Source organism: Microbacterium sp., from assembly GCF_035556355.1.
GTDB lineage: Bacteria > Actinomycetota > Actinomycetes > Actinomycetales > Microbacteriaceae > Microbacterium.
The window spans coordinates 1-21,114 of the sequence record NZ_DATMFG010000010.1; the positions used below are offsets into that span (position 1 = coordinate 1).

General features: G+C 68.9%; 17 protein-coding genes and 1 tRNA gene. 3 read left to right on the forward strand and 15 right to left on the reverse strand.

The genetic code is table 11. The features are described from left to right. From VNR19_RS01960 to VNR19_RS02005, 10 genes are all read right to left on the reverse strand, one after another. On the reverse strand, positions 1–396 hold a 396-nt coding region (locus VNR19_RS01960; protein ID WP_325723366.1), incomplete at its 3' end, for a Gfo/Idh/MocA family protein. After that, entirely contained in the window at positions 393–809 is a 417-nt protein-coding gene (locus VNR19_RS01965; protein WP_325723368.1) for a C-glycoside deglycosidase beta subunit domain-containing protein, read from the reverse strand. The genes VNR19_RS01965 and VNR19_RS01960, both read right to left, overlap by 4 nt. Before the next feature lie 8 nt (positions 810–817). After that, positions 818–1,600: a nuclear transport factor 2 family protein gene (locus VNR19_RS01970; RefSeq protein WP_325723370.1), complete on the reverse strand. Its 783-nt coding sequence runs from the start codon at positions 1,598–1,600 to the stop codon at positions 818–820. 20 nt (positions 1,601–1,620) lie between these two features. Then, positions 1,621–2,655, reverse strand: coding sequence for a sugar phosphate isomerase/epimerase family protein (locus tag VNR19_RS01975; RefSeq protein ID WP_325723372.1), 1,035 nt, complete (start codon positions 2,653–2,655; stop codon positions 1,621–1,623). Further along, positions 2,652–3,776 carry a sugar phosphate isomerase/epimerase family protein gene (locus tag VNR19_RS01980; RefSeq protein WP_325723374.1) on the reverse strand — a complete coding sequence of 375 codons (1,125 nt, stop codon included), beginning with the start codon at positions 3,774–3,776 and terminating at the stop codon, positions 2,652–2,654. Before VNR19_RS01980 ends, VNR19_RS01975 begins: the two co-directional genes overlap by 4 nt. Continuing rightward, a complete protein-coding gene (locus tag VNR19_RS01985; RefSeq protein ID WP_325723376.1) occupies positions 3,773–4,177 on the reverse strand; it encodes a C-glycoside deglycosidase beta subunit domain-containing protein in 405 nt (134 codons plus the stop codon). The genes VNR19_RS01980 and VNR19_RS01985 overlap by 4 nt, the downstream gene beginning before the upstream one ends. 49 nt (positions 4,178–4,226) lie before the next feature. Further along, complete coding sequence (locus tag VNR19_RS01990) at positions 4,227–5,744, reverse strand: c-glycoside 3-oxidase CarA (RefSeq protein ID WP_325723378.1); 1,518 nt, start codon at positions 5,742–5,744, stop codon at positions 4,227–4,229. Beyond that, positions 5,741–6,535, reverse strand: a complete 795-nt coding sequence (locus tag VNR19_RS01995; protein WP_325723379.1) for a TIM barrel protein — start codon at positions 6,533–6,535, stop codon at positions 5,741–5,743. The genes VNR19_RS01990 and VNR19_RS01995 overlap by 4 nt, the downstream gene beginning before the upstream one ends. 106 nt (positions 6,536–6,641) lie before the next feature. Further along, entirely contained in the window at positions 6,642–7,478 is an 837-nt protein-coding gene (locus VNR19_RS02000) for a carbohydrate ABC transporter permease (protein ID WP_325723381.1), read from the reverse strand. 1 nt (position 7,479) lies between these two features. Beyond that, positions 7,480–8,442: a carbohydrate ABC transporter permease gene (locus VNR19_RS02005; protein WP_325723383.1), complete on the reverse strand. Its 963-nt coding sequence runs from the start codon at positions 8,440–8,442 to the stop codon at positions 7,480–7,482. A gap of 152 nt (positions 8,443–8,594) precedes the next feature. On the opposite strand from VNR19_RS02005, the gene VNR19_RS02010 reads away from it, so the two are divergent. From VNR19_RS02010 to VNR19_RS02020, 3 genes are all read left to right on the forward strand, one after another. Continuing rightward, positions 8,595–11,807 carry a glycosyl hydrolase gene (locus VNR19_RS02010; protein WP_325723385.1) on the forward strand — a complete coding sequence of 1,071 codons (3,213 nt, stop codon included), beginning with the start codon at positions 8,595–8,597 and terminating at the stop codon, positions 11,805–11,807. A 150-nt stretch (positions 11,808–11,957) separates the two neighbouring features. Next, on the forward strand, positions 11,958–13,259 hold the full coding sequence (locus VNR19_RS02015; RefSeq protein WP_325723387.1) for an ABC transporter substrate-binding protein: 1,302 nt from the start codon (positions 11,958–11,960) through the stop codon (positions 13,257–13,259). 97 nt (positions 13,260–13,356) lie between these two features. Continuing rightward, positions 13,357–15,513, forward strand: a complete 2,157-nt coding sequence (locus tag VNR19_RS02020; RefSeq protein WP_325723389.1) for a glycoside hydrolase family 3 N-terminal domain-containing protein — start codon at positions 13,357–13,359, stop codon at positions 15,511–15,513. A 121-nt stretch (positions 15,514–15,634) separates the two neighbouring features. On the opposite strand, the gene VNR19_RS02025 is transcribed toward VNR19_RS02020, so the two are convergent. From VNR19_RS02025 to VNR19_RS02045, 5 genes are all read right to left on the reverse strand, one after another. Continuing rightward, positions 15,635–17,131, reverse strand: coding sequence for a family 43 glycosylhydrolase (locus VNR19_RS02025; RefSeq protein WP_325723391.1), 1,497 nt, complete (start codon positions 17,129–17,131; stop codon positions 15,635–15,637). Then, positions 17,128–18,030: an alpha/beta hydrolase gene (locus VNR19_RS02030; RefSeq protein WP_325723424.1), complete on the reverse strand. Its 903-nt coding sequence runs from the start codon at positions 18,028–18,030 to the stop codon at positions 17,128–17,130. Before VNR19_RS02030 ends, VNR19_RS02025 begins: the two co-directional genes overlap by 4 nt. 1 nt (position 18,031) lies before the next feature. Next, the gene (locus VNR19_RS02035) at positions 18,032–19,513 is read right to left on the reverse strand and encodes a C-glycoside deglycosidase beta subunit domain-containing protein (protein ID WP_325723393.1); all 1,482 of its coding nucleotides are present in this window, start codon (positions 19,511–19,513) and stop codon (positions 18,032–18,034) included. 17 nt (positions 19,514–19,530) lie between these two features. Then, on the reverse strand, positions 19,531–20,835 hold the full coding sequence (locus VNR19_RS02040) for a C-glycoside deglycosidase beta subunit domain-containing protein (RefSeq protein ID WP_325723395.1): 1,305 nt from the start codon (positions 20,833–20,835) through the stop codon (positions 19,531–19,533). 179 nt (positions 20,836–21,014) lie between these two features. Further along, positions 21,015–21,090: transfer RNA gene (locus tag VNR19_RS02045), tRNA-Asn, on the reverse strand. Positions 21,091–21,114 lie beyond the last annotated feature (24 nt).

The window sequence follows — 21,114 nt, forward strand, 5'->3', positions numbered from 1 at the left end:
CACCATCGCCCGCACACCCTTGGCCGCCGCGGCTGCGGCCGCGGCATCCGCCATCGCCTCCGCCTCAGCCACCGTGTTCGCCAACGGCTTCTCGCACAGCACATGCTTGCCCGCCCCCAGCGCCGCGATCGCGATCTCGGCATGCGAATCACCCGGCGTCACGATGTCGACCACATCGATATCGTCACGGGCGACCACCTCACGCCAATCGTTCGCAGCCTCCCCCCAGCCCCACTTCTCCGCCGCCGCAGCCGTCGCCTCGACATCACGACCCACCACAACCGCCATATGCGGCCGCACCGGAAGATCGAACACGGCAGGCGCCTGCCGCCAACCGACCGAGTGGGCCGCTCCCATGAAACCGTGCCCGATCATGGCCACCCGAAGACCGGTCATGCGAGCACCACCTCTCGCTCGACGGGGACGCGATTCGTGACGTACCGGCCCGGACCTCCGTCGACGCCCGGCATGATCTGCATGTAGAGCAGACGCATCGTCAGCACCACCTCGACGGTGAGCTTCTCGCCCGCCGCCGGAACCTCGTCGAGGCGGATGAGGACGTCGGGGCGATCGGCGACGAACCAGAGGGTTTCGAACTGCTCGGGCAGCTCCTCGATGCGGTACACGCGCCCCTCCAGAGCGAACCGCAGGTCCTCCTTCGGGATCTCGACCCCGTTGACGGATGCCGCGACATCGTCCACTGCCGAGAGCCACAGGCTCCGGTACCAGGGCAGCTGCAGCGAGACGGCGATGCCGTCGTCTGTGCGCCGCACGTCCTTCTCGGAGAACAGCGAATTGTGGGTGGCCATGGTCTCTCCTACGCGAAGGTGTCGGTGAAGTGCTCGTGCGGCACCGGCGGCACCGGCTCGAGCTTCTGCACCGTCTCGGGGCTGTACGGGTGGTTCTTCGAGGGCACCGGCTCGTCGGCCGGAGGCATGAACACGGGCTTGCCGTCGTCGCCGAAGTACATGAGGTCGAGGTCGAACGCGCTCTGGTTCTTCAGGCCGAAGCTCACCCAGTTCTCCTCGAACGGAGCGCGCGCGAGCTCGTAGCAGCGGAACTTCCAGATCTTCCACTCGCCGTCCTGCTTGAGGAAGTCGATGCCGTACTTGCACCAGACCCAGTGCGCCCACACCTTCTTGCCGAGCACCTCCTGGGGCGAGTACATGTCGGGGAACTCCTTCGCAACCTCGGGATCGGTGAGCCCGGATTCCGTCCCCGCCATGAGCCACACCCCCTTCGCCGTGGTGCCGTCGCCGGCGACCTCGATGACGGGCGTCGTCGTCGCGTGGAGGATGAGCTTGCCCGCCGGTGCGGGACGACCGCGGTGGTAGGCGGTCACGCTCTCCCACGTGGTGTACTGCCCCGCGTTGGTGTAGCGGGCGCGGATGCCCTCCGTCCCCTCCTTCACCCACAGCGGAATGATCTGCTCGTCCTGGAACGCGTTGTGCAGGTACATGTAGCGATTGAAGAGGTTCTCGATCTTGCCGCGATCTTCGGCCCGCTCCGCGAGCCGTCGAGCTTCGGCGACCTCTTCGCGGAGGCGCGCGATCTCTGCGGCGAGCTCTGCGACGGATGCCTCGGCGACGCTGTCGGACATTGGTCTGCTCCTTTCCCCGCTCAGGCCGGCTGGCGCTGCGCGACGGTGTCTTCGATGGCGCGCCGCATGAGCGCGTGCTGCTTCTTCACGAGATCGATCGGGTCGGCCTCGCCGAGGTCGAGGAAGGCGTGACCCTCCCACTCACTTGAGAGGTAGCCGACGTACCCGCCGTCGACGAACTGCTTCACGATGCGCGGGATGTCCATCGCGGGCTCCTCGCCGTCGGGGCCGATGTCGTAGAACTTCGCGTGCACGTGGAAGATCTGCGGCATGATGTCGAGCCACTCCTCGGGCGGCACGAGTCCGTGCATGTTGAACGCGAGCCGCGTGAACGGTCCGAATCGCAGCGGGTCCACGCCTTCGCTGACGAGGTAGTCCTCGAACTTCTGATTGCGCACGTGCATCGGAGTGGGCTCGTGCCAGATCTCGTCCATGACCGGAATGTGCTTGTCGTCGAGCCCCATCGACTGCAGCTGCGTGATGAGGCGCGGCGACAGCGAGTGCATCGTCGACGAGAAGTCCGCCGTGAAGCCGAGTCGGTCGCTGCCGAGCTCCTCGTAGAGCTCGCGGATCTCGACCACCTTGGGGTCGTTGGGACCCTGCGGCGCGTGGATCTCGTACCCGAGCCGCTGGTCGTACTTCTCCGCGAGCGGAAGGAGCCTGCGCAGCAGCTCCTTGCCCGCCGACCGGATGACGATGCGCTTGAAGCCCAGCGTGTGCGCCGTCTTGAGCTGCCGGGCGAGGAAGTCGTGCTCCTCATCGGGCGTCATGTCGCGATCCTTGCGGCGCCCCATGTCGAGGTTCGTGCCGATCGCACTCGCTTCGAGCCCGTACTTCTCGAGGGAGTCGAACCAGAGCTTCGTGAACTCGCCGTCGACGTCGGGGTACGTGCGAAGCAGCTGCGCGATGTTGAACTCGACGCCGGGGCCGATCTCGTTCTCTGCGACGGCCGCGATGAGCGTCTCAGGGGTGTAGACGCCGGCGGCGAACTCACTCGTCATCGAGTAGAGGGTGGTGCCCAGCTTGATGCCGGTGCCCGCGATTCCGTCGCTCATGCGTTCGCTCCTTCGGGTCGGGGCAGCCAGGCGGCGAGCTGACTGCGCGCTTCCGCGGCATCCGTCACCATCCGGCTGCCGGCGTTCTCGGCCGCCGACCGCTGCACGGCCTGCTCGGCGGCGATGATCTCGAACGGCGACTGCCAATGGTTCCAGTGCCAGCCTTCGTACTCGCTCGAGATCGCGCCGTTGTAACCGTTCTCGACGAGGAGCTTCACGAGGTCGCGCACCGGAACCGAGGGCTCTTCGCCGTGTTCGTCGATCCCGAAGAACTTGCCGTGGACGTGCTTGATCCACGGGAAGATCTCGAGCCAGTCGTCCACGCGGGCCGGGCCGAAGAGGCCGGTGCCGTTGATGCCGAAGTCGATGCCCAGGTCGGGGCGACCGTTCTGTGCGGCGAGCGCGATGAAGCGCCCGAAACGCTGGCCGTGCTCTGCCTGGTCGGCCGGCGGCCCCTGCTCGTAGAACTCGTTCCACAGCGCGACGACCTTCTCGAGGAGGTCTTCGGATGCGCCGCGGCGGCGGTAAGCCTCGATGAGCGACGGCGCGAAGCCGGTCACGGTGGCGCCCCAGTCCATCGTGAACCCGAGGAACGGCGAGCTCACCTTCTCGTAGCGGTCGCGCAGTGCGAGGATGCGCGGGTGCGACGCGTACTGGTCGGCGTGGACCTCGAGGGCGAGGGTCACCCCGTAGCGCTCGGCGATCGGCGCGAGGGCCTCCATCGAGTCGGGCGAGATCGAGATCTGCACGCGTGCGATCGGGAAGCCGAGCTTCGCGGCGGCCTCGATCTGGCGGCGCATGTACTCGATCAGCTCGTCCTGCGACAGCAGCCGATCGCGGTGGATACCGATGTCGGCGTTGATCGCGAGGGACGTCGTGACGAGACCGGTCTCGGCGACGAGGTCGCGGAACCGCCCCGCGTACGCGTCGTCGACGTCGGGGAATCCGCGGAAGCTCGAGAACCCGATGATCTCCAGCCCGGGCCCGTAGCCTTCGGCCGCGACCTTGCGGACGAGCCCCTCGAGGTCGTACTCGCGGCCGTGGAAGGCGCGCGTGAAGCTGTAGAGGGTGACGCCCTGGATGGGCGCGCCCAGCTGCCCCTGAGCCTGTCGGAGGGTCATGCCGCCACCGCCTTCCGAGCGGGCATCGTCTTGGCATCGCGCTCCTCGATGTGGAGCACCTCGCCGTCGCCGATGACGATGTAGGGGATGTACAGCACGAGCGACACCTCGACCTTGTGCTCCGGCGCGTCGTCGAGCGCGATGTCGCCCGAGAGGACGGCGGAGTCGGTGGGGAACCACCACTCCTCGGTGTTGGGCACGAGCTCGTCGAACGTGAAGGTGCGGCCGTTCATCTCCCAACGGAGCGACTCGGCCGGTGCCTCGACACCGTCGACGGCGAGCGTGGCGCCGGCGATGCACGACGCCGGCAGTGCGCGGTACCACGGCAGGCGCACTTCGACCGCGGCACGGGCGCCGTCGGTCGTGAGCGTTCCCTGCTCGATGATGCGATCGGGGATCACGAGTCCTCCTTGACTACTTAGTACGCGTTTCTACACCCTAATGTCTGAATTAGACAAAAGAAAGCTTTCGGGCAATGGTTCGCGCACCCCGTACGGCGAGTGCGACCGACGTGAGCGTCGGATTGCACGCGGTCGCGGTCGGGATGACCCCGTTGCCCGCGACGAAGAGGCCGGACACGTCCCACACTTCGCAGTCGGGTCCGCACACGCTGCGCCCGTCGTCGACCTCGCCCATGCGGGTCGTCCCCTGGTAGTGCAGCGACGCGCCGAGCGGCATCGTGAACGGCCGGTCGCCGAGGGGCTCGCCGACAGCCTTCGCGAGACGCACGATCTCCTCACGCGCACGCTCGAGCACCGCGCGATCGCGGTCCGTGAGCGTGTACCGCAGGCGCATCGCCGGCATGCCGTAGGGGTCCGGCTGGTCGGTGAACTCGACGCGGTCCTCCCATTGCAGGTCCTTGGCGCAGAAGAGGCCCAGGCCCACGATCGAGCCCGGGATGACCGGGTCGTCGTCCGCGAGGGGCACAGGCGAGGCGTCGAGCTGCATGATCTGCCCGTGGAAAGGCACCTCGTCGGTGAAAGGCACCCAGCTCACTCCGCTCTGCTCACTGAGGGCACCGGATGCCGCGACCTGGGCGGCCGCCGCGGGCCCGACGTCGCGCAGACGCGCCGCGTAGACGACCTGGGTCTGGTCGTTGAGCATGCGTCCGAGGGCCTCGGGACGGATGCCGGACGCCCACAGCACCTGCGGAGTCCGCAGGGCGTCCGCGGCGACGACGACGAACCGCGCGCGCACCTCGTGCACGTCGCCGGTCCGCAGGTCCCGCACCGAGACGCCCGCCGCGCGCCCGTCCTCCACGAGGACTCGCGTCACGAGCGACTCGTCATGAAGCGAGAAGTTCGGATTGCCCCGCGTGACGTCGCCCAGGACGACGTCCGCTCCCGACCATACGAGCCGCCCGTCTTCGCGGCGGCGCACGGCGAGAGGCATCCGCTGCACCTGCGCCGCGGGCTCCCGACCGTCGTCGACGACCGCAGCGAGCCGCTCGCGCACGAGCGCCGTGAAGGGCGCCGCGTCGAAGGCGTCCGTCGTCACACCCAGCAGGCGATCCGCCTCGTCGAGGAGCTCGTCCATGTCGGGGAGGAACGCGATGCGCTCGCTCCCGCCCGGCCGCGGGCACGCTCCGGTCCAGTGGGCGGCCATGCCGCCGACGTTGCTCGAGAACGCCGCGACGGGCAGGCCGTCCTCGTCGTCGACGCGGTATCCGTCCGAGAGGAGGAACGTCCCCGGACGCGCACGCCGCTCCCCCGACTTGACGGCTCCCGGGTTGTCGACCGTCGCCTCGCCTGCACCAGGACCCTCTGACCGCCGCTGCGCCGCGGCCCGCGCTTCGGCGTCCTCGATGTTCTTCACGTGCGCGCCCGGAGGGTCGGATACCGTCGGCCCCACCTCGAACATCGCGACCCGCGCCCGCGGGACCTGCTCGCTCAGGATCCGCGCGTAGGCGGCGCCGGTCGGGCCGCTGCCGACGATCGCGACGTCGACCGATTCGGGATAGCGACTCATGCCGTCGCCGCCACTTCGCGAATGAGGGTCACGGATGCCCCGGAGTCCTGCGTCGGGTAATACTCGAGCCCGATCGGCCCGTCGTAACCGCTGGAGCGGAGAATCCCGAGCCGCTCGACCCAGTCGAGCGAGCCGGACCCGGGTTCGCCTCGACCCGGGGCATCCGCGAGCTGGACGTATTTGATGAGGTCGCCCGCGTTCGCGAGCTCGGCCGCCATGTCCTCGCCCTCGACGGCCGAATGGTAGATGTCGTAGAGCACGCCGAAGAACGGCGAGTCGACGCCGCGCGCGACATAGACCGCCTCGGAGGTGCGGTCCAGGAGGGCGCCGGGGTGGTCGACGCGGATGTTCACCGGCTCGAGGACGAGCGTGATGCCCGAGCCGTCGATCTGCGCGATGGCCTTCTGGTAGATCTCGATCAGCTTGTCGAGCTGCACCTGGCGCTTCCAGCCGCCGAAGCCCGTGCCGCTGCCGACGACGATGCGCGGGCAGCCCAGGTCGCGGGCGATCTCGACGCCCTCATCGAGCCTGCGGTAGAACTCCGAATGGTCCCACGGCGGGATCATGAACTGCGTGCGCGGCTCGGACAGCTGCGCGGTGAGCCGGGTGCCGGTCTCCTCGAGGGCGGCCTTGAGCGCCGGGAGGTCCTTCGGCTGGGCAGGCGCGTCCACGCCCATCGGCCCCCACATCTCGACGGCGTCGAAGCCCGCCGCGGCGGCCGCACGTACGCGCTCGTGGTAGTCGCCGGCCTCGGTGAAGAGAAGTTCGATGTTGGGTGCGAGCTGATACACGGTCGTCTCCAGGGTCGTCAGGACATCGATGGGGTGGGCGGCATGCGCGGGAGCGTGGTGCGCCTGCGCTCGACGATCCGGCCGTCCTCGAATCGTTCCCGGCGGGTCAGCCCTTCAGACCGCCGGCGAAACCTTGGATGAACTTCTTCTGCGCGAACATGTAGAACAGCAGGATCGGGATCATCGAGATGATCACGACCGCGAAGATCTTGTTCCACGCCGACACGAGTCCGCCGACGAACGTGTACATCGCGACGGGGAGCGTCTGAGTGGTCGAGCCGCCGAGGAAGATCAGCGAGTTGAAGAAGTCGTTCCAGACGATGAGTCCCGTAAGGATCGCCACGGTGCCGGTCGCCGGCGCCATGAGCGGAAGGACCACGCGGAAGAACGCCTGCGTCGGCGACGCCCCGTCGATGACGGCGGCCTCCTCGTACTCGGTCGTGAGGCCGCGGAAGAAGCTCGCGTAGAGGAAGATCGACAGCGGCAGCAGGATGCCGATCCACAGCAGGATCATTCCGATCGCGTTGCCCGTGAGCCCGACCGTGCGGGCGCCGATGTAGAGGGGCACCGTGCCCAGCTGCGCCGGCAGGATGATCGCGATGAGCACGAGATAGAACGTCACGTTCGTCCACATGCGCGTGCGCCGGGTGATGACGTACGCCGCGACCGAGCCGAACAGCACGAGCCCCGCGATCGCACCGGCGGTGATGATCGTGCTGTTGAGGATCGCCATCGGGATGCTGTTGCGCCCGCCCGTCGTGAGCACCTCGACGAAGGCGCCGAAGTTCAGCGACTGCGGCGGTGCGACGGCGCTCGTCGTGAGGGCCTCCTGGTCCGTCTTGAACGCCGTCGTGAGCAGAAGGTAGAAGGGCAGCAGTCCGAGGAGCGTCACGATCCAGATGAGCACCTCGCGGACCGCCGTGAGCTTGGTATAGCGGAACATGTCAGGCCTTTCGGACGACGGCGTCGCGGTCGCGCGTCGCGCGCTGCTGAAGGATGGCGAACACCAGGATGATGAGCGTCAGGATGAGCGCGAGCGCCGAGCCGAACCCGAACTGGCCGAGCGAGAACGCCTGCTTGTAGACCTGCGTCGAGAGGGTCTCGGTCGCACCCGCGGGTCCGCCGCCGGTGAGGGCGAGGATCTGGTCGAAGATCCGCAGGCCCTGGATGATCCCGAGGGTGGTCGCGATGGCGATCGATGGGCGGATGCCGGGAGCGGTGACGTGCCAGAACCGCTGCCAGATGTTCGCGCCGTCGAGTGCGGCGGCCTCCTCGAGCTCGACGGGCACCGACGCGAGGCCGGCGAGGTAGATGACCATGACGAAACCGGTCTGCTGCCAAACGACGGTGAGGAGGATCGCCCAGATCGACCACGTGGGATCGGCGAGCCACACCTTCTGCCAATCCTCGAGGCCGATCGCTGCGAGGAACCCGTTGAGCGGCCCGTTGAACTGGAAGATGAACTTCCACACGTAGGCGACCGCGAGGGGGCTCAGGACGACCGGCATGAACAGCAGGGTCCGCAGGATGTACCTCGTCTTGAGCGTGCGGTTGATCGCGAGAGCGAACCCGAGGCCCAGAAGGTTCGTGAGGATCACGGAGCCGAACGCGAGGAACAGCGTGTTCCACACCGCGCCGAGCAGCAGCGGGTCGTTGAAGATGCGGACGAAGTTGTCGAAGCCGATGAACTCCCACTCGCCCAGGCCGGTCCAGTCGGTGAACGCGAAGAACCCACCCGTGAGCGTCGCGACGTAGTGCACGGCGATCACGAGGATGACGGCGGGCAGCGCCCACCACCAATGCCCGTAGCTGATGAGGGGCTTGCGGCCGCGAGGCCGCGGTGTGCGCCGCGCCTCGGGGGGCACTGTGAGTGTGCGAGTGGAGTCTCGCTCGATCGTCACTGTCATCCGCTCTCTGACCTCGTCGTCATGCGCCGCCCGTCGGCGGGCCTGAAGCAACTTTCACACACTTCCGTTCAAAGCACACATTAGTTTTAGCGATATCGGATATAAGTGGTCCGGACCTCTGTACGCCGTTCCGCGACGCGAGGATGAGACCCATGCCAGAGTCATCGCCGCCCCCGGCATCCGGTCCGCTCGCCGCACTGTGGCAGGCGTTCATCGATCCTCCGGACGACGCACGGCCGCGCGCGTGGTGGCACTGGATGGACGGCAACATCGACCCCGCCGGAATCGTCCGCGATCTGACGTGGCTCCACGGAGTCGGCGTGCGCGGCGTGCAGCTCTTCGACGGCGGGATGGGCGTGCCTCCGGTGGTTCCCGAGCCGGTTCGGCCGGGGACGGATGCGTGGCGCGAAGCGCTCGCGACAGCATCCGACACCGCCGCCGACCTCGGGCTCGAGCTCGCCGTCGCGACATCGTCGGGATGGAGCGCTGCGGGCGGCCCGTGGGTCGAGCCGGCCGACGCCATGAAGAAGGTCGTGTGGTCGGAGGCAGTCGTGCAGGGCGGCGGTGAGATCGACGTCGAACTGCCCGCGCTCCCCTCCGTCGCGGGCCTCTTCCAGGACTCCCCGCGCTGGGGTTCTCCAGCGCGCGAACCGTGGGCCGTGGACTGGCGCGTGATCGCGTTCCCTGCAAAGCCCGAGCACGCGCCGCTCGCACCGGTGCGGGTGACCGGATCAGCACCCGTCGCCGACGGGGAGCGGCTGCGCGACGGCTCGTTCGACTCGACGATCTCGCTCCCTCGCGACCCGGACGCGTGGTCGTCGGCGTGGATCGAGCAGGAGTTCGACGAACCCGTGACGGTGCGCTCGGTCACCGCGGGCCTCCCGGGTCCGGGAGGCTTCGGCGCCGCGCCTCCCGCCGAGGCGGTGCTGCAGGCGAGCGACGACGGCATCACGTATCGCGACATCGCGGCTCTTCCCCCGTCGACGGTCCCCGCCCGGACCGCGGCGTTCGCGCCGGTCACGGCCCGGAGGTTCCGCCTCGTGCTCTCGGGAGCGAGTGCGGCCGAAGCCCTGCCGCCGGTCGCCGACGGCGTGCGCGTGCCCCCGGTCCTCCGCAAGAGCGACGCGTTCCTCATCTCCGAGTTCGCCCTGTACGCCGGCGGCCGCGTGCACCACGCGGAGGCGAAGGCGGGATTCGGGGTCGTCCCCGACTACTACGCCGTCGACACTCCGGAAGACGCCGCTGCGGATGCCGCGGCCCTCCTCGCGACGGACGTCCTCGACATCACGGAACACGTCGCGGGCGGCCGGCTCACCTGGAACGCGCCGCCGGGCCGCTGGCGCATCCTGCGTCTCGGCGCCTCGCTGACCGGCCAGACCAACGGCCCCGCGCCGGCCGACTCGACCGGACTCGAGGTGGACAAGCTCGACGGATCCCGCGTCGCCCGCTACCTGCGGGAGCACCTCGATCGCTTCTCCCCCGGCCGGTTCGACGCACTCCTGAGCGACAGCATCGAAGCCGGCGCCCAGAACTGGACCGACGATATCATCGAGCGTTTCCGGCAGCGCCGCGGCTACGACCCGACCCCCTGGCTGCCCGCGCTCACGGGTCTCGTGGTCGGCGGTGCTGAGGCATCCGATCGATTCCTCTACGACTACCGGCGCACGATCTCGGAGCTCCTCGCGGACGAGTATTACGGCACACTCTCCGCGGAGGCTCACCGGCGCGGCATGGCGTACTACGCCGAGGCGCTGGAGGACCGTCGCCCGCAATTGGGCGACGACCTCGCGATGCGGTCGCACGCTGACGTGCCGATGGGCGCCATGTGGACATTCGACCCGGATGCCGGTCCCGTGCCGACATACGTCGCCGACCTCAAAGGCGCGGCATCCGTCGCCCACCTCCACGGCAGGAAGTGGACGGGAGCCGAGGCGTTCACGAGCTTCGACCGCCCGTGGGCGTCGACGCCGCGAAGCCTCAAGCACGTCGCCGACCTGCAGCTCTCGCTCGGTGTGACGCGCTTCTGCATCCACACATCCCCGCATCAGCCGATCGCGGCACCGCCGCCGGGCATCGCGCTCGCGCCGTTCCTCGGGCAGGTGTTCACAGTCAACGAGACGTGGGCAGACATGGCCAAGCCGTGGATCGACTACCTCGCCCGGTGCTCAGCCGTGCTGTCTGCGGGCGAGCCCGCCGTCGACGTCCTGGTGTTCGTGGGCGAGGAGGCGCCCGTCACCGGGCTGTTCGGCGAGGCGCTCGACGATTCCGTCCCACCGGGGTTCGACTTCGACTATGCCGGGCCCGACGACCTGCATGCGCTCACCGTGACGGACGGCGTCCTGCAGTCTCGTGGCGCACGGTACGCGGTCCTCTACCTCGGCGGGTCGAGTCGGCGCATGACGCTCCGGACGTTGCGCCTGGTCGCGGCGCTGCTCGACGAAGGCGCGACCGTGATCGGCATGCGGCCCGATCGCTCCCCGTCACTGGCCGACGACGAGGACGAGTTCGCACGATGGTGCGACGAGATCTGGACGCACCCCCGCGCACGCGGGCACGTGGTGGCGACAGCCGACCTCACTGCGGCGCTGCGCGAGCTCGGACGGGAACCCTGGCTCACCGTGGACGGGGCACCGGTGCGGACGATCTCGCGCGTCGTCGGCGGTGAGCGCATCGCGTTCCTCGCGAATCCCGCCGGCCACGAGGTGCGGGTGCGGGTCTCGGTACCGGATGACGCGCACCCCCGCGCCGCGTGGGATCCCGTGCGCGTGCTCGCGCTCGGGCTCGACGGGTCCGAGAACCGGAACGGGCGTCGCGCGTACGACCTCACGCTGCCGGCGTTCGGGTCGGTGTTCCTCGTGCCGGCCTCAGGGCGGGAGCCGGTGCCCGAGGCATCCGTCGCAGCACACGAGATCGACGGAGAGTGGTCGCTGGACATCTCCGGACGCCGGCCGATTCCGCTCCCCGAGGGACCGGTGCTGTGGACGACGCTCGGCGACGAGGCGCGGGCGTTCTCGGGCGTCGCGACCTATCTCACCGAGTTCGAGCTGCCGGATGCCGACGGTGACCGGCTGTGGCTCGACCTCGGGCGCGTGTGCGACATCGCGCGCGTCCGGCTGAACGGGGTCGACTGCGGGGTCGCGTGGACCAGTCCGTTCCGGGTGGATGTGACACCGGCCGTGCGCGTCGGGCGAAACGTGCTCGAGGTGGAGGTCGCGACTCCGTGGCGCAACCGGCTGATCGCCGAGGCATCCGCTCCGTCGGGCGAGATCTTCTCTCCGATGACGCAGGTGTTCGAACAGACGGCGTCCCCATTGCCCGCGGGCCTCGCCGGGCCGGTGGAAATCGTCGCCGAAAAGAGCTTCTGATCAGGTAGAAGAAGGGGATCAGCCTGACTATTGCCTCACATAAACAATACAAATGTCAGAATTATGCGAATGTGTGTCAGGCTGAGGATGCGGCCCGGTGGCCGAGCCAGATTACCTGACTGGCGACAACGAAGTCATGAAAGGTCCGAAATGCCACAGCACACAGCATCCCGGCCTCGCCGGTGGTCGCTCCTCGCGGCACCCGTCGCCGGCGTCCTGATCCTCGCCGGCTGCTCGTCGAGCGGCGACGACGGCGGCAGCAACGGCGACGACGACGGTGTCGCCGCCGGCTTCACCGTCATGGTCGCCCAGGCGAACGACCAGGACGACTACTACGAGAAGACCCTCCAGGCCTACTCCGACGAGACGGGCGTCGAGATCGAGGTGATCCCCTACCCGTCCGAGGCGTACAACCAGCAGGTCACGACGCAGCTGCAGGCGGGCAACGCCGCCGACGTCATGATCCTCGCGCCCGGCACCGGCCAGGCGATCTCGGTCGTGACACTCGCGGAGGCGGGCCTGCTCGCTCCGCTCGGCGGCGACTCGGCATCCGTCATCCCGGCGGGCACCGAGAACCTGTACGAGTACGAGGGCGAGATCTACGGCCAGCCCACGGGTCTCATGCCCGTCGGCTACGTCTTCAACGCGGCCGCGGCGTCCGAGGTCGGCATCGACGAGTACCCCTCGACCTACGAGGAGATGCTCGAGATGTGCACGACGGCCCGCGAGGGCGGCAAGACGTTCACGGTCCTCGCCGGCTCGGTGCCCTTCAACACCGGCCTGCTGTCGCAGCTCATCTCGGCCACGCGCGTTTACGAGAACACCCCCGACTGGAACGAGCAGCGCGCCGCGGGCGACGTGACCTTCGCCGACTCGGATGGCTGGCGTGAAACGCTCGAGGACATCATCGAGCTGAAGGACAGCGGCTGCTTCCAGGACGGCGTCGAGGGCGGCACCTTCGACACGATCACGGCCGGCATGGGCGGCGGCACGGCGCTCACGGCGGCGCTCCCCGGCTCGGCTGCCACCTCGATCGGGGCCGCGACCGGGCTCGAGCTCCAGGTGCGCGCGTTCCCGCCCGCCGAAGGCCAGGGCGAGTACATGATGGCGTCGGCGAACTACGCGTGGGCGCTCAACGCCAAGGCGGATGACGCCGTCAAGGAGTCGGTGCAGGCGTTCCTCGACTGGGTCGCCCAGCCGGAGCAGGCGAAGGCCTTCGCCGACCTCGCCGGAATGGTGCCGATCACGGGCGCGACGTCCGCTGATCTGCTCCCGCCCTACCAGGCGGTCGGCGACCTGCTCGAGTCGGGCGCCTTCACCGGCCTCCCGAACGCGACGTGGCCGAACCCCGCCGTCTACGACACCCTCGGTGTCGGCGTGCAGGGCCTGCTGACGGGTCAGAAGACCGTCGATCAGGTTCTGGAGGAGATGGACGCGGCGTGGGACAGCTGATCCGCTGACACGCAGAGGCGCAGATGCCGCCCGGGGCCTCGGCTCCGGGCGGTATCTGGTTCACGTGCGGCCGTGGGTCGCGACCGAGGAGGATTCCATGACACCGGTCAGTGCGCGCGTGCGAGGACTGATCGCCGAGATGACGGATGCCGAGAAGCTCGGTCAGCTGCAGATCGTCTTCCGCCCTCGGCTCGAGGACGCCGCGCAGCTCATCAGAGACGGCATCGGCTCGGTCTTCTGGCCGCGCTCGGCGGCGGCGACGAACGAGTTCCAGCGTGTCGCGGTCGAGGAGACGCGGCTCGGCATCCCGGTGCTGGTCGGTCTCGACGTCGTGCACGGCCAGCGCACGATCGCCCCGGTGCCGCTCGCGCAGGCCGCGACGTTCGACCCGGCGCTCGTCGAAGAGCTCGCCGCCCTCGCCGCGGCCGAGGCGCGGTCGGGCGGCGTCAAGTGGACCTTCTCCCCCATGGTCGACATCTCACGTGACCCGCGCTGGGGCCGCGTGGTCGAGGGCTTCGGCGAGGACGTCCACCTCACGTCGACGATGGCTCGCGCGATGATAAGCGGCTATCACGGCTCCTCACTCCGCTCACCCCGCGCCATCGCCGCGACGGCGAAGCACTTCGTCGCCTACGGGCAGCCCGAGGGCGGGCGCGACTACAACACGGTGGACGCCTCCGAGCACAGACTGCGGAACGTCCACCTCGAGCCGTTCCGGGTTGCGGTGGCGGCGGGTGCGGCATCCGTCATGGCATCCTTCAACACCGTCGCGGGCCGCCCCATGCACGCCAATCACGGGCTGCTCACCGCGGTGCTCAAGCACGAGTGGGGTTTCGACGGGGTGGTCGTTGGCGACGCCGAGGGCGTGCGCAATCTGATCCCGCACGGAATCGCAGAAGACCTCGCGGATGCCGCGGCCCAGGCGTACGAGGCCGGCCTCGACGTGGAGATGGGCGGGGCGCCGTCGGAGGTCCGTGAGGCGCTGCTGGCCCGCGTCGATCGCACGCGGCTCGATGACGCCGTCGCGAGGGTGCTGACGCTGAAGGAGCGTCTCGGGCTCTTCGATCAGCCGTACGTCGACGAGGCCGCCGAGATCACCGCGCCGACCGACGAAGCCCTCCGCCTCACACGGCGCGCCGCGGTGCGCTCCGCGGTGCTGCTGAAGAACGACGACGCCCTGCTCCCACTCGCGGATCATCGGCGCATCCTCCTCACCGGCCCGTACGCGACGTCGACGGACCACCTCGGCGCGTGGTCGCAGCCGTTCGGGGCTCCGGCGGGATCGATCGCCGACGAGTTCGCCTCGCGACGTCCGGATGCCGAGGTCAGCGTCGTCGCCGGCGTCGACTTCCTCGAGGACGACGACACGGGAATCGCGGCTGCGGTCGAGGCCGCACGCGACAGCGACATCGTCGTCCTCCTCGTCGGTGAGCCGAGCGCGCTCTCGGGCGAGGCCGCGTCGCGCAGCGACCTGCGGCTTCCGGGCCGACAGGAGGACCTCGTCCGCGCAATCGCGCGCACCGGCGTGCCGTTCGTCGTCGTGATCGAGACGGGGCGCCCGCTCATCGTCTCGGACTGGATCGACCTCGCCCCGTCCGTGATCGTCGCATGGCACGGCGGCACCGAGGCGGCGGGAGCGATCGTGGATGTGCTGCTCGGCGACGCCGACCCCTCCGGCCGCCTGCCGATGACCTGGCCGCGATCGGTGGGTCAGATCCCCGTCTACTACGCCCACGAGCGGACCGGTCGACCGGCGACGACCGGCGGCACCCTCACCACGACCACGGAGGACATCGGTCTGCACGGGCCGGACAACGTCCAGGAGAAGTACACGTCGAAGTACCTCGACCTCGAGCTCGGACCGCAGTTCCCGTTCGGCCACGGGTCGGGCTACGCGACGTTCTCCCACGGATCGCCTCGTCTGTCCGCGCGGCGGATCGCGCGCGACGAGTCCGTCACCCTCTCCGTCGACGTGACGAACACATCGACGAGAACCGGCGACGACGTCGTGCAGGTCTACGTCGAAGACGTCGTCGCGAGCATCGCTCCTCCGGTGCGCCGGCTCGTCGCTTTCGAGCGCGTGACGGTCGAAGCGGGCGCCACCGAACGCGTTTCATTCCGTATCGGCGACGAGCAGCTGGGTTTCCGGCTCGCCGACGGCCGTCTCGTCGTCGAGCCCGGCACGTTCATGCTCCACGTCGGCTCGTCGCTGGATCGCACGCAGCCCGTCGCGGTCACCGTCGAGCGGGCTTGACCGGTCAGTCGGCGACGACGGCTTCCCGCGCCTCGACGAGAGCGTCACGGACGCGTTCGATCGCGCGCTGGACGGCGATGGTCTACTCCTCGACGGTGGGCGGTGTCGGCGGCTTCGGTGCTCACGCGGCCACTCCCTTCGTCACCGGCCTGTACGCGAAGTCGCGGAAGCGCGCGCTGCCGGTTCCGGCCGCGTACAGCGCGGGCCGCAGGCTCAGCAGATCAGCGATCGTGTTGGCGTGATACCCGGACGTCTCGTAGCGGATCGCGTGGCGTGTCCACCCCCGGCCGGGCTCGCGATACCACCCGGTCACGATGTGCTCGTCGTTGCGCAACCGGAGCTGCAGCCGCCGCGTCGCGGGAGCGGGCTCGCGCCAGTGCGTGCTTCGGCCACCGGAGTAGCTCAACATCCGCTCACCGTCGATGCCCATGCCGCAGAACAGCCGATCGTTGAAGAAGAGGAGCAGGCCGGCCTCGACCCCATCGCCCAGCAGCTCGATGTCGGCCTCGAACTCGTACGAGTGGTCGCCTACCACCATCGCCAACGGGGAGCTCTCACCGGGACTGCTCCCCTTGCCTGCGATCACCAGTCCGTCGTCGAGGCGGAGGCGGGATGCCTCCCCCGGATCCGGCGCGTGGAACGTCCATCGCTCGCCGAGCCGCAGCGTCGTGAAGTCGTCCGAGAACGCGGACGACGCCGGTTGAGGGGAGGCGCCGGCCGGGGCGTCGAGGTCTTCCCCGATGTCCTCCGCGACCGCGACGGGCCACGCGTCCTCGGTCCACGCGACCGGCTCGAGCAGGATCTGCCTCCCGAGCGTGCGGTATCCGTTCTCGTAGCCGTGCGAGACCATCCACCAGTCGTTCCCGCCGGTGCCCTCGACGATCGTCGCGTGCCCGCGGGACCACCACTTCTCAGCGGCGTCCCACGTGCGCACGACCGGGTTGTGCGGACTGTTCTCCCACGGGCCGTGGATCGAACGCGACCGCGCGACGATCACCATGTGGCCGGTCGGTGGGCCGCTCGTGCCGCCGACCGCGCTCACGAGGTAGAACCAGTCCCCACGGCGGAGGAGCTTGGGACCCTCGAGCGCGTACGCCTCGGTGATCCAATCGTCGGGGTAGCGCCAGCCGTCGTAGACGTGCTCGAGTTCGCCGACGGTCGCCAGGCCGTCGTCCGTGAGTGCTATGCGACGGATGCCGTTGACAAAGAGGTACCGCTTGCCGTCCTCCCCCACGACGTGGCCGGGATCGATCGCCCACCGGATCCCGAGGTCGATCGGCTCGGACCACGGCCCCTGCATGGCGTCGGCGTGGATCACGAAGATCGCCGGCTCGGTGAGCTCCGACCACGGCGTCGGGATGAACGGGATGTAGATGAAGTACCGGCCGTCGTGCTCCGCGATGTCGACCGCGAAGGTGCTTCCGAGCGGCTCGGCGAGCGCGGAGCCCGCGTACGCCCAGTTCACGAGGTCCCGCGAGCGGTAGAGAGGCAGCCCCGGCGCCGACTCGAACGAAGAGTAGGTCATCCAGTACTCGTCGCCCACCTTGATGATCGCAGGATCGGGGCGATCCCCCGCCAGGACGGGATTCCGATAGGTGACGGAGGCCGCGTCGCTCACTCCCGCTCCCGGATCCAGTTCGCGATCGCTTGAACGGTCAGCAGGGCCGTCGGATCGGAAGGTTCATTGATGTGCCCGTGGTCGGCCGCGGCTTCGAGATGCAGCTGGACGTCGACGCCCGCGTCGTCGAGCTGACGCGCGAACGACTCCCCCGATGGCCGGAGCACATCGTGCTCGCACACGACGATGAGCGTCGGCGGGAATCCCTCTGCCCGACCCAGCGCGGCGAAGGCGTGCGGGTCGAGCGCCGCCTCCGGAGAGCCGGTGAAGTTGAGCGTCAGGGCGGTGTGCGGAGAGTCGGGGTGGAGGTCGGCCGAGGCATCCAGACCGTTCGGATGAACGACGGGGTACACGAGAACGAGGCCGGCGGGTCCGTGCTCACCGGCGTCGCGCAGCCTGGCCGCCGCGCCGGCTGTGAGGTTTCCGCCCGCGCTCGCACCGCCGAGCATGACCGCCGATGACGACACGCCGAACAGCTCGACGGCGTTCGCCAGGGCGTACCTCCACCCCGCGAGCACGTCGTCGGACGGCTCGGGGAAATGCACATCGCCGAGGCACTTGACGTAGTCGACGGCGAGCACGGGGATGCCGCGAGCCGCGAGCTCGAGCGCGACCCAGTTCGACTCCGGCATGTCGAGGTGCCCGCCGATGAACGCGCCGCCGTGCGCCCACACGAGGGCGTGCCCGGATGCCGCCGCCGACGCGTCGCGATACAGGCGCGCCGGCACGACCCGTCCGCGCGGACCGTCGATCCGCAGATCCGCCGTCTCGACACCGGCGAGCCGCGGGAACCGCCGCTTGAGCGACGCGGTGTCGACGTCGGGGCGGGGGTCGGCCGGTTCCCCGCGCTCACGGAAGAGCCGCAGCACCTCGGGCAGGGGCAGCGTGCGGAAGTCCATTTCAGGCACGGGTCGCCTCCGCCGAGCGCAGCGACGCACGGATGAGGTCGTGCTGCTTTCGCACGAGGAGCAGCGGGTCCACCTCGCCGAGCTCGGCGAACGCATGCCCCTCCCATTCGCTCGACCAGTAGCCGCGGTATCCGCCTTCGACGAAGACGCGCACGAGTTCCGGGTAGTCGATCGCGGGCTCCTGGCCCGTCTCGTCGATGTCGTAGAACTTCGCGTGCACGTGCAGGATCTGCGGCATGATGTCCGCCCACTCCCGCGGGTCGACGTGGCCGTGCATGTTGAACGCGAGGTGCGCGAACGAGCCGAGGCGCCCGGGATCGAAGTCGCGCCCGTGGAGGTAGGCGATGAACTCCTGCTGGCGCTCGCGCATCGGGGCATCCGTCTCCCAGATGCGCTGCAGACGGTCGACCGCCTCGTCGTCCAGGCCGGCGCGTCGCACAGCGTGAAGGAGCGTCGGTGACATCGCGTGCATCGTCGACGAAAAGTCGGCGACGAAGCCGAGGAGCGGCGAATCGAGGTCCGCGTACACCTCGCGCACCTGGACGATCTCGGGCGAGTTCGGCCCCGTCGGCGCATGGATCTCGTAGGCGAGTGTGAGATCGAGGCTCTCGGCGACGGGCAGCAGTCGGCGCAGCAGCTCGGGCTTGGCGCTCTGGATGCGAACGAGCGGGAATCCGAGTCGCTTCGCGCCCTGGAAGAGCAGCTCGCTGAACTCGAACTCCTCGTCGGGCGTCATGTCGCGATCGCGGCGCCTGCCCATGTCGAGGTTCGCGCCGAACGAGCTCGCCTCGAATCCGTGGCGGTCGAAGGCCGCGCGCCACGTCGCGACGAAGTCGTCGGAGACGACCGGGTACGTGGGAAGCATCTGCGAAGCGACGATCTCGATGCCCGGGCCGATGCCGAGCTCGGCCACGCGATCGAGCAGCCCGTCGAGGTCGTACCACCCGGCGCGGAATTCCGCGCTGGCCGAGTACAGCGTGAGGCCCAGCTTGAACGGGTCGTCACCGGGGTCGGGAACGGGCGGTGCGGCATCCGTCGTCGTCGCCGGTGGGGGTGCGTCGCGGTCGGTGACCGTGAGGGTCGTCGCCTGTCGCACGACGTTCGGGACGTACATGCCCGGGCCGCCTTCGCGACCCGGGGCGATCTGCATGTAGGGCAGCCGCAACTCGCCGAAGATCTCGACGTCGTGCTGTTCGCCGACGGCGACCGGACGATCGAGACGGGCGATGAGAAGCGGATGCTCCTGCAGGTACCACAGCGTGTCGGATTGTTCCTGCAGCTCTGCGATCGCGTATCGCCTGCCGCCCAGCTCGAACGTGAGGTCGTCGTCGGGAACGTCGGTTCCGTCGACGGTCAGGCGGATGGTCGAGACCGAAGAGAGCCACAGGCTCCGGTACCAGGGGATCGTGAGGCGGAGCGCGAGACCGGCCGGGTGCGGGCGGAGGCTGTCCTCGGTGATGAGGCCGTTGGGCATGCTGTCGTCTCGCGGATTCAGAGGCGGGAGGCGATCGAGCGCAGGAGCGAGTGCTGCCTGCGCACCTGCTCGATGGAGCGCCACGGTGTGCGCACACCCTCGTACTCGCTGGAGAGGTATCCGGTGTATCCGGCGTCCTTGAGCGCGCGCAGCACGGGCTCCCACGGGATCTGCTGATCTTCGAGGTTCTCGTCGATGTCGTGGAACTTCGCCTGGATGAACACGACGTACCGGGCGATGTCGGCGATGTCGGCCGGGTCGACCGCGATTCCGTCCATGAAGGCCGGGCGGCGGCCGGGCAGTTCACCGGGCTTCAGCGGGATCGGGCGGTCCTGGAAGATGCCGGTGTCCAGCAGCAGCCCGAAGTGACGGGTGCCGGTGCGCTCGATGAGCGCCACGTAGTCGTCGACCACCTGGTGCTTGATAGGCGTGGGCGCGTGGATCTCGGGGCAGATCACGACATCCAATTGGTGGGCGAGGTCGAGGGACCGCTCGACGGCCTCGGTCCAGGTCGGATGCGGGATGAGGTCGCTCGAGACGACTCCGATCTTCGGTCGCACGAAACGGAAGCCGAGGCGCTTCGCCAGGCGCAGATCGCGCTGCAGCGTCGCAGCCCCTTCGGCTGCGGTGTACTCGCGCGCGTTCGGGCCGCGAGAGTGGAGTCGCGTATCGATCCACGAGCCGTAGTTCGTGGGCTCGAGCGAGTATTTCTCGAGGAGGGCGAACCAGCGGTCGACCCACTCGGTTGTCGGCTCGGGGTACCCCTCGATGTGGCCTTCGCCGAGGATCTCGACGCCGGTCGCCCCCACGTCGGCGACAGCGGCGAGCGCAGTCTCGAGGTCCATGACGGTCCCGAAGTCCGTCATGAAGCTGTAGAGGCTCACACCGTACTTGAACGGGCCGCCCTCCTCGGACGACGTGAGCGTGATGTGCCTCGACTCCTCGTACCGCGACGGCTGATGCTCCTCGGGGATGTACGACATCCGCAGCCGAAGCTCGATCGACACCTCATGCGTGCCCTCCGGGAGTCCGCCGGGGAACGGCACGGTGACGATCGCGGGCTCTTCGAGCGGCCATCGGACCCCGTCCGAGTCCCAGAGCTCCTGCAGCGTGTACGTCCGTCCGCCGAACGTCCACAGCGGCACCTCGGGGCCGACCTCCACGATGTCACCCACGCGCACCGCGATGCCGTCGATGAGCGATGCGGCCATGCCTCGATAGGACGGCATGCGCACGCGGAACTGGAATCCGACCACCGCGTCGCCCTCACGGACGTTGCGGAATCCGACGGACTGGATGAGGTCTCTTTCGAGAAGAAGCATCGGTGCTCGCTCTCCGGATCAGGACAGGCGGTGGCCTGGAAGACGGGTCTGATCGAGAGCCTACCCGGATGTGGCGTTTTACGACATAAGTATGTCTGATGCGGGCATAACTGACGGTGGTCCCGCAGCCACAGAAGAAAAACTCCCGTGACGATCACGGGAGTTCGAAGTGGAGTTCGTGGCTCCCCCACTTGGACTCGAACCAAGAACCTATCGGTTAACAGCCGATTGCTCTGCCAATTGAGCTATGGAGGAATATGCTCCGCCTACCGCGGGCAA

What these genes read in the sequence shown, in the direction of transcription:
- VNR19_RS01965 (WP_325723368.1), bottom strand. Translation starts at nt 809, where the DNA reads ATGGCCACCCACAATTCGCTGTTCTCCGAGAAGGACGTGCGGCGCACA.
- VNR19_RS01970 (WP_325723370.1), bottom strand. Translation starts at nt 1,600, where the DNA reads ATGTCCGACAGCGTCGCCGAGGCATCCGTCGCAGAGCTCGCCGCAGAG.
- VNR19_RS01975 (WP_325723372.1), bottom strand. Translation starts at nt 2,655, where the DNA reads ATGAGCGACGGAATCGCGGGCACCGGCATCAAGCTGGGCACCACCCTC.
- VNR19_RS01980 (WP_325723374.1), bottom strand. Translation starts at nt 3,776, where the DNA reads ATGACCCTCCGACAGGCTCAGGGGCAGCTGGGCGCGCCCATCCAGGGC.
- VNR19_RS01990 (WP_325723378.1), bottom strand. Translation starts at nt 5,744, where the DNA reads ATGAGTCGCTATCCCGAATCGGTCGACGTCGCGATCGTCGGCAGCGGC.
- VNR19_RS02000 (WP_325723381.1), bottom strand. Translation starts at nt 7,478, where the DNA reads ATGTTCCGCTATACCAAGCTCACGGCGGTCCGCGAGGTGCTCATCTGG.
- VNR19_RS02005 (WP_325723383.1), bottom strand. Translation starts at nt 8,442, where the DNA reads ATGACAGTGACGATCGAGCGAGACTCCACTCGCACACTCACAGTGCCC.
- VNR19_RS02010 (WP_325723385.1), top strand. Translation starts at nt 8,595, where the DNA reads ATGCCAGAGTCATCGCCGCCCCCGGCATCCGGTCCGCTCGCCGCACTG.
- VNR19_RS02015 (WP_325723387.1), top strand. Translation starts at nt 11,958, where the DNA reads ATGCCACAGCACACAGCATCCCGGCCTCGCCGGTGGTCGCTCCTCGCG.
- VNR19_RS02020 (WP_325723389.1), top strand. Translation starts at nt 13,357, where the DNA reads ATGACACCGGTCAGTGCGCGCGTGCGAGGACTGATCGCCGAGATGACG.
- VNR19_RS02030 (WP_325723424.1), bottom strand. Translation starts at nt 18,030, where the DNA reads ATGGACTTCCGCACGCTGCCCCTGCCCGAGGTGCTGCGGCTCTTCCGT.
- VNR19_RS02035 (WP_325723393.1), bottom strand. Translation starts at nt 19,513, where the DNA reads ATGCCCAACGGCCTCATCACCGAGGACAGCCTCCGCCCGCACCCGGCC.
- VNR19_RS02040 (WP_325723395.1), bottom strand. Translation starts at nt 20,835, where the DNA reads ATGCTTCTTCTCGAAAGAGACCTCATCCAGTCCGTCGGATTCCGCAAC.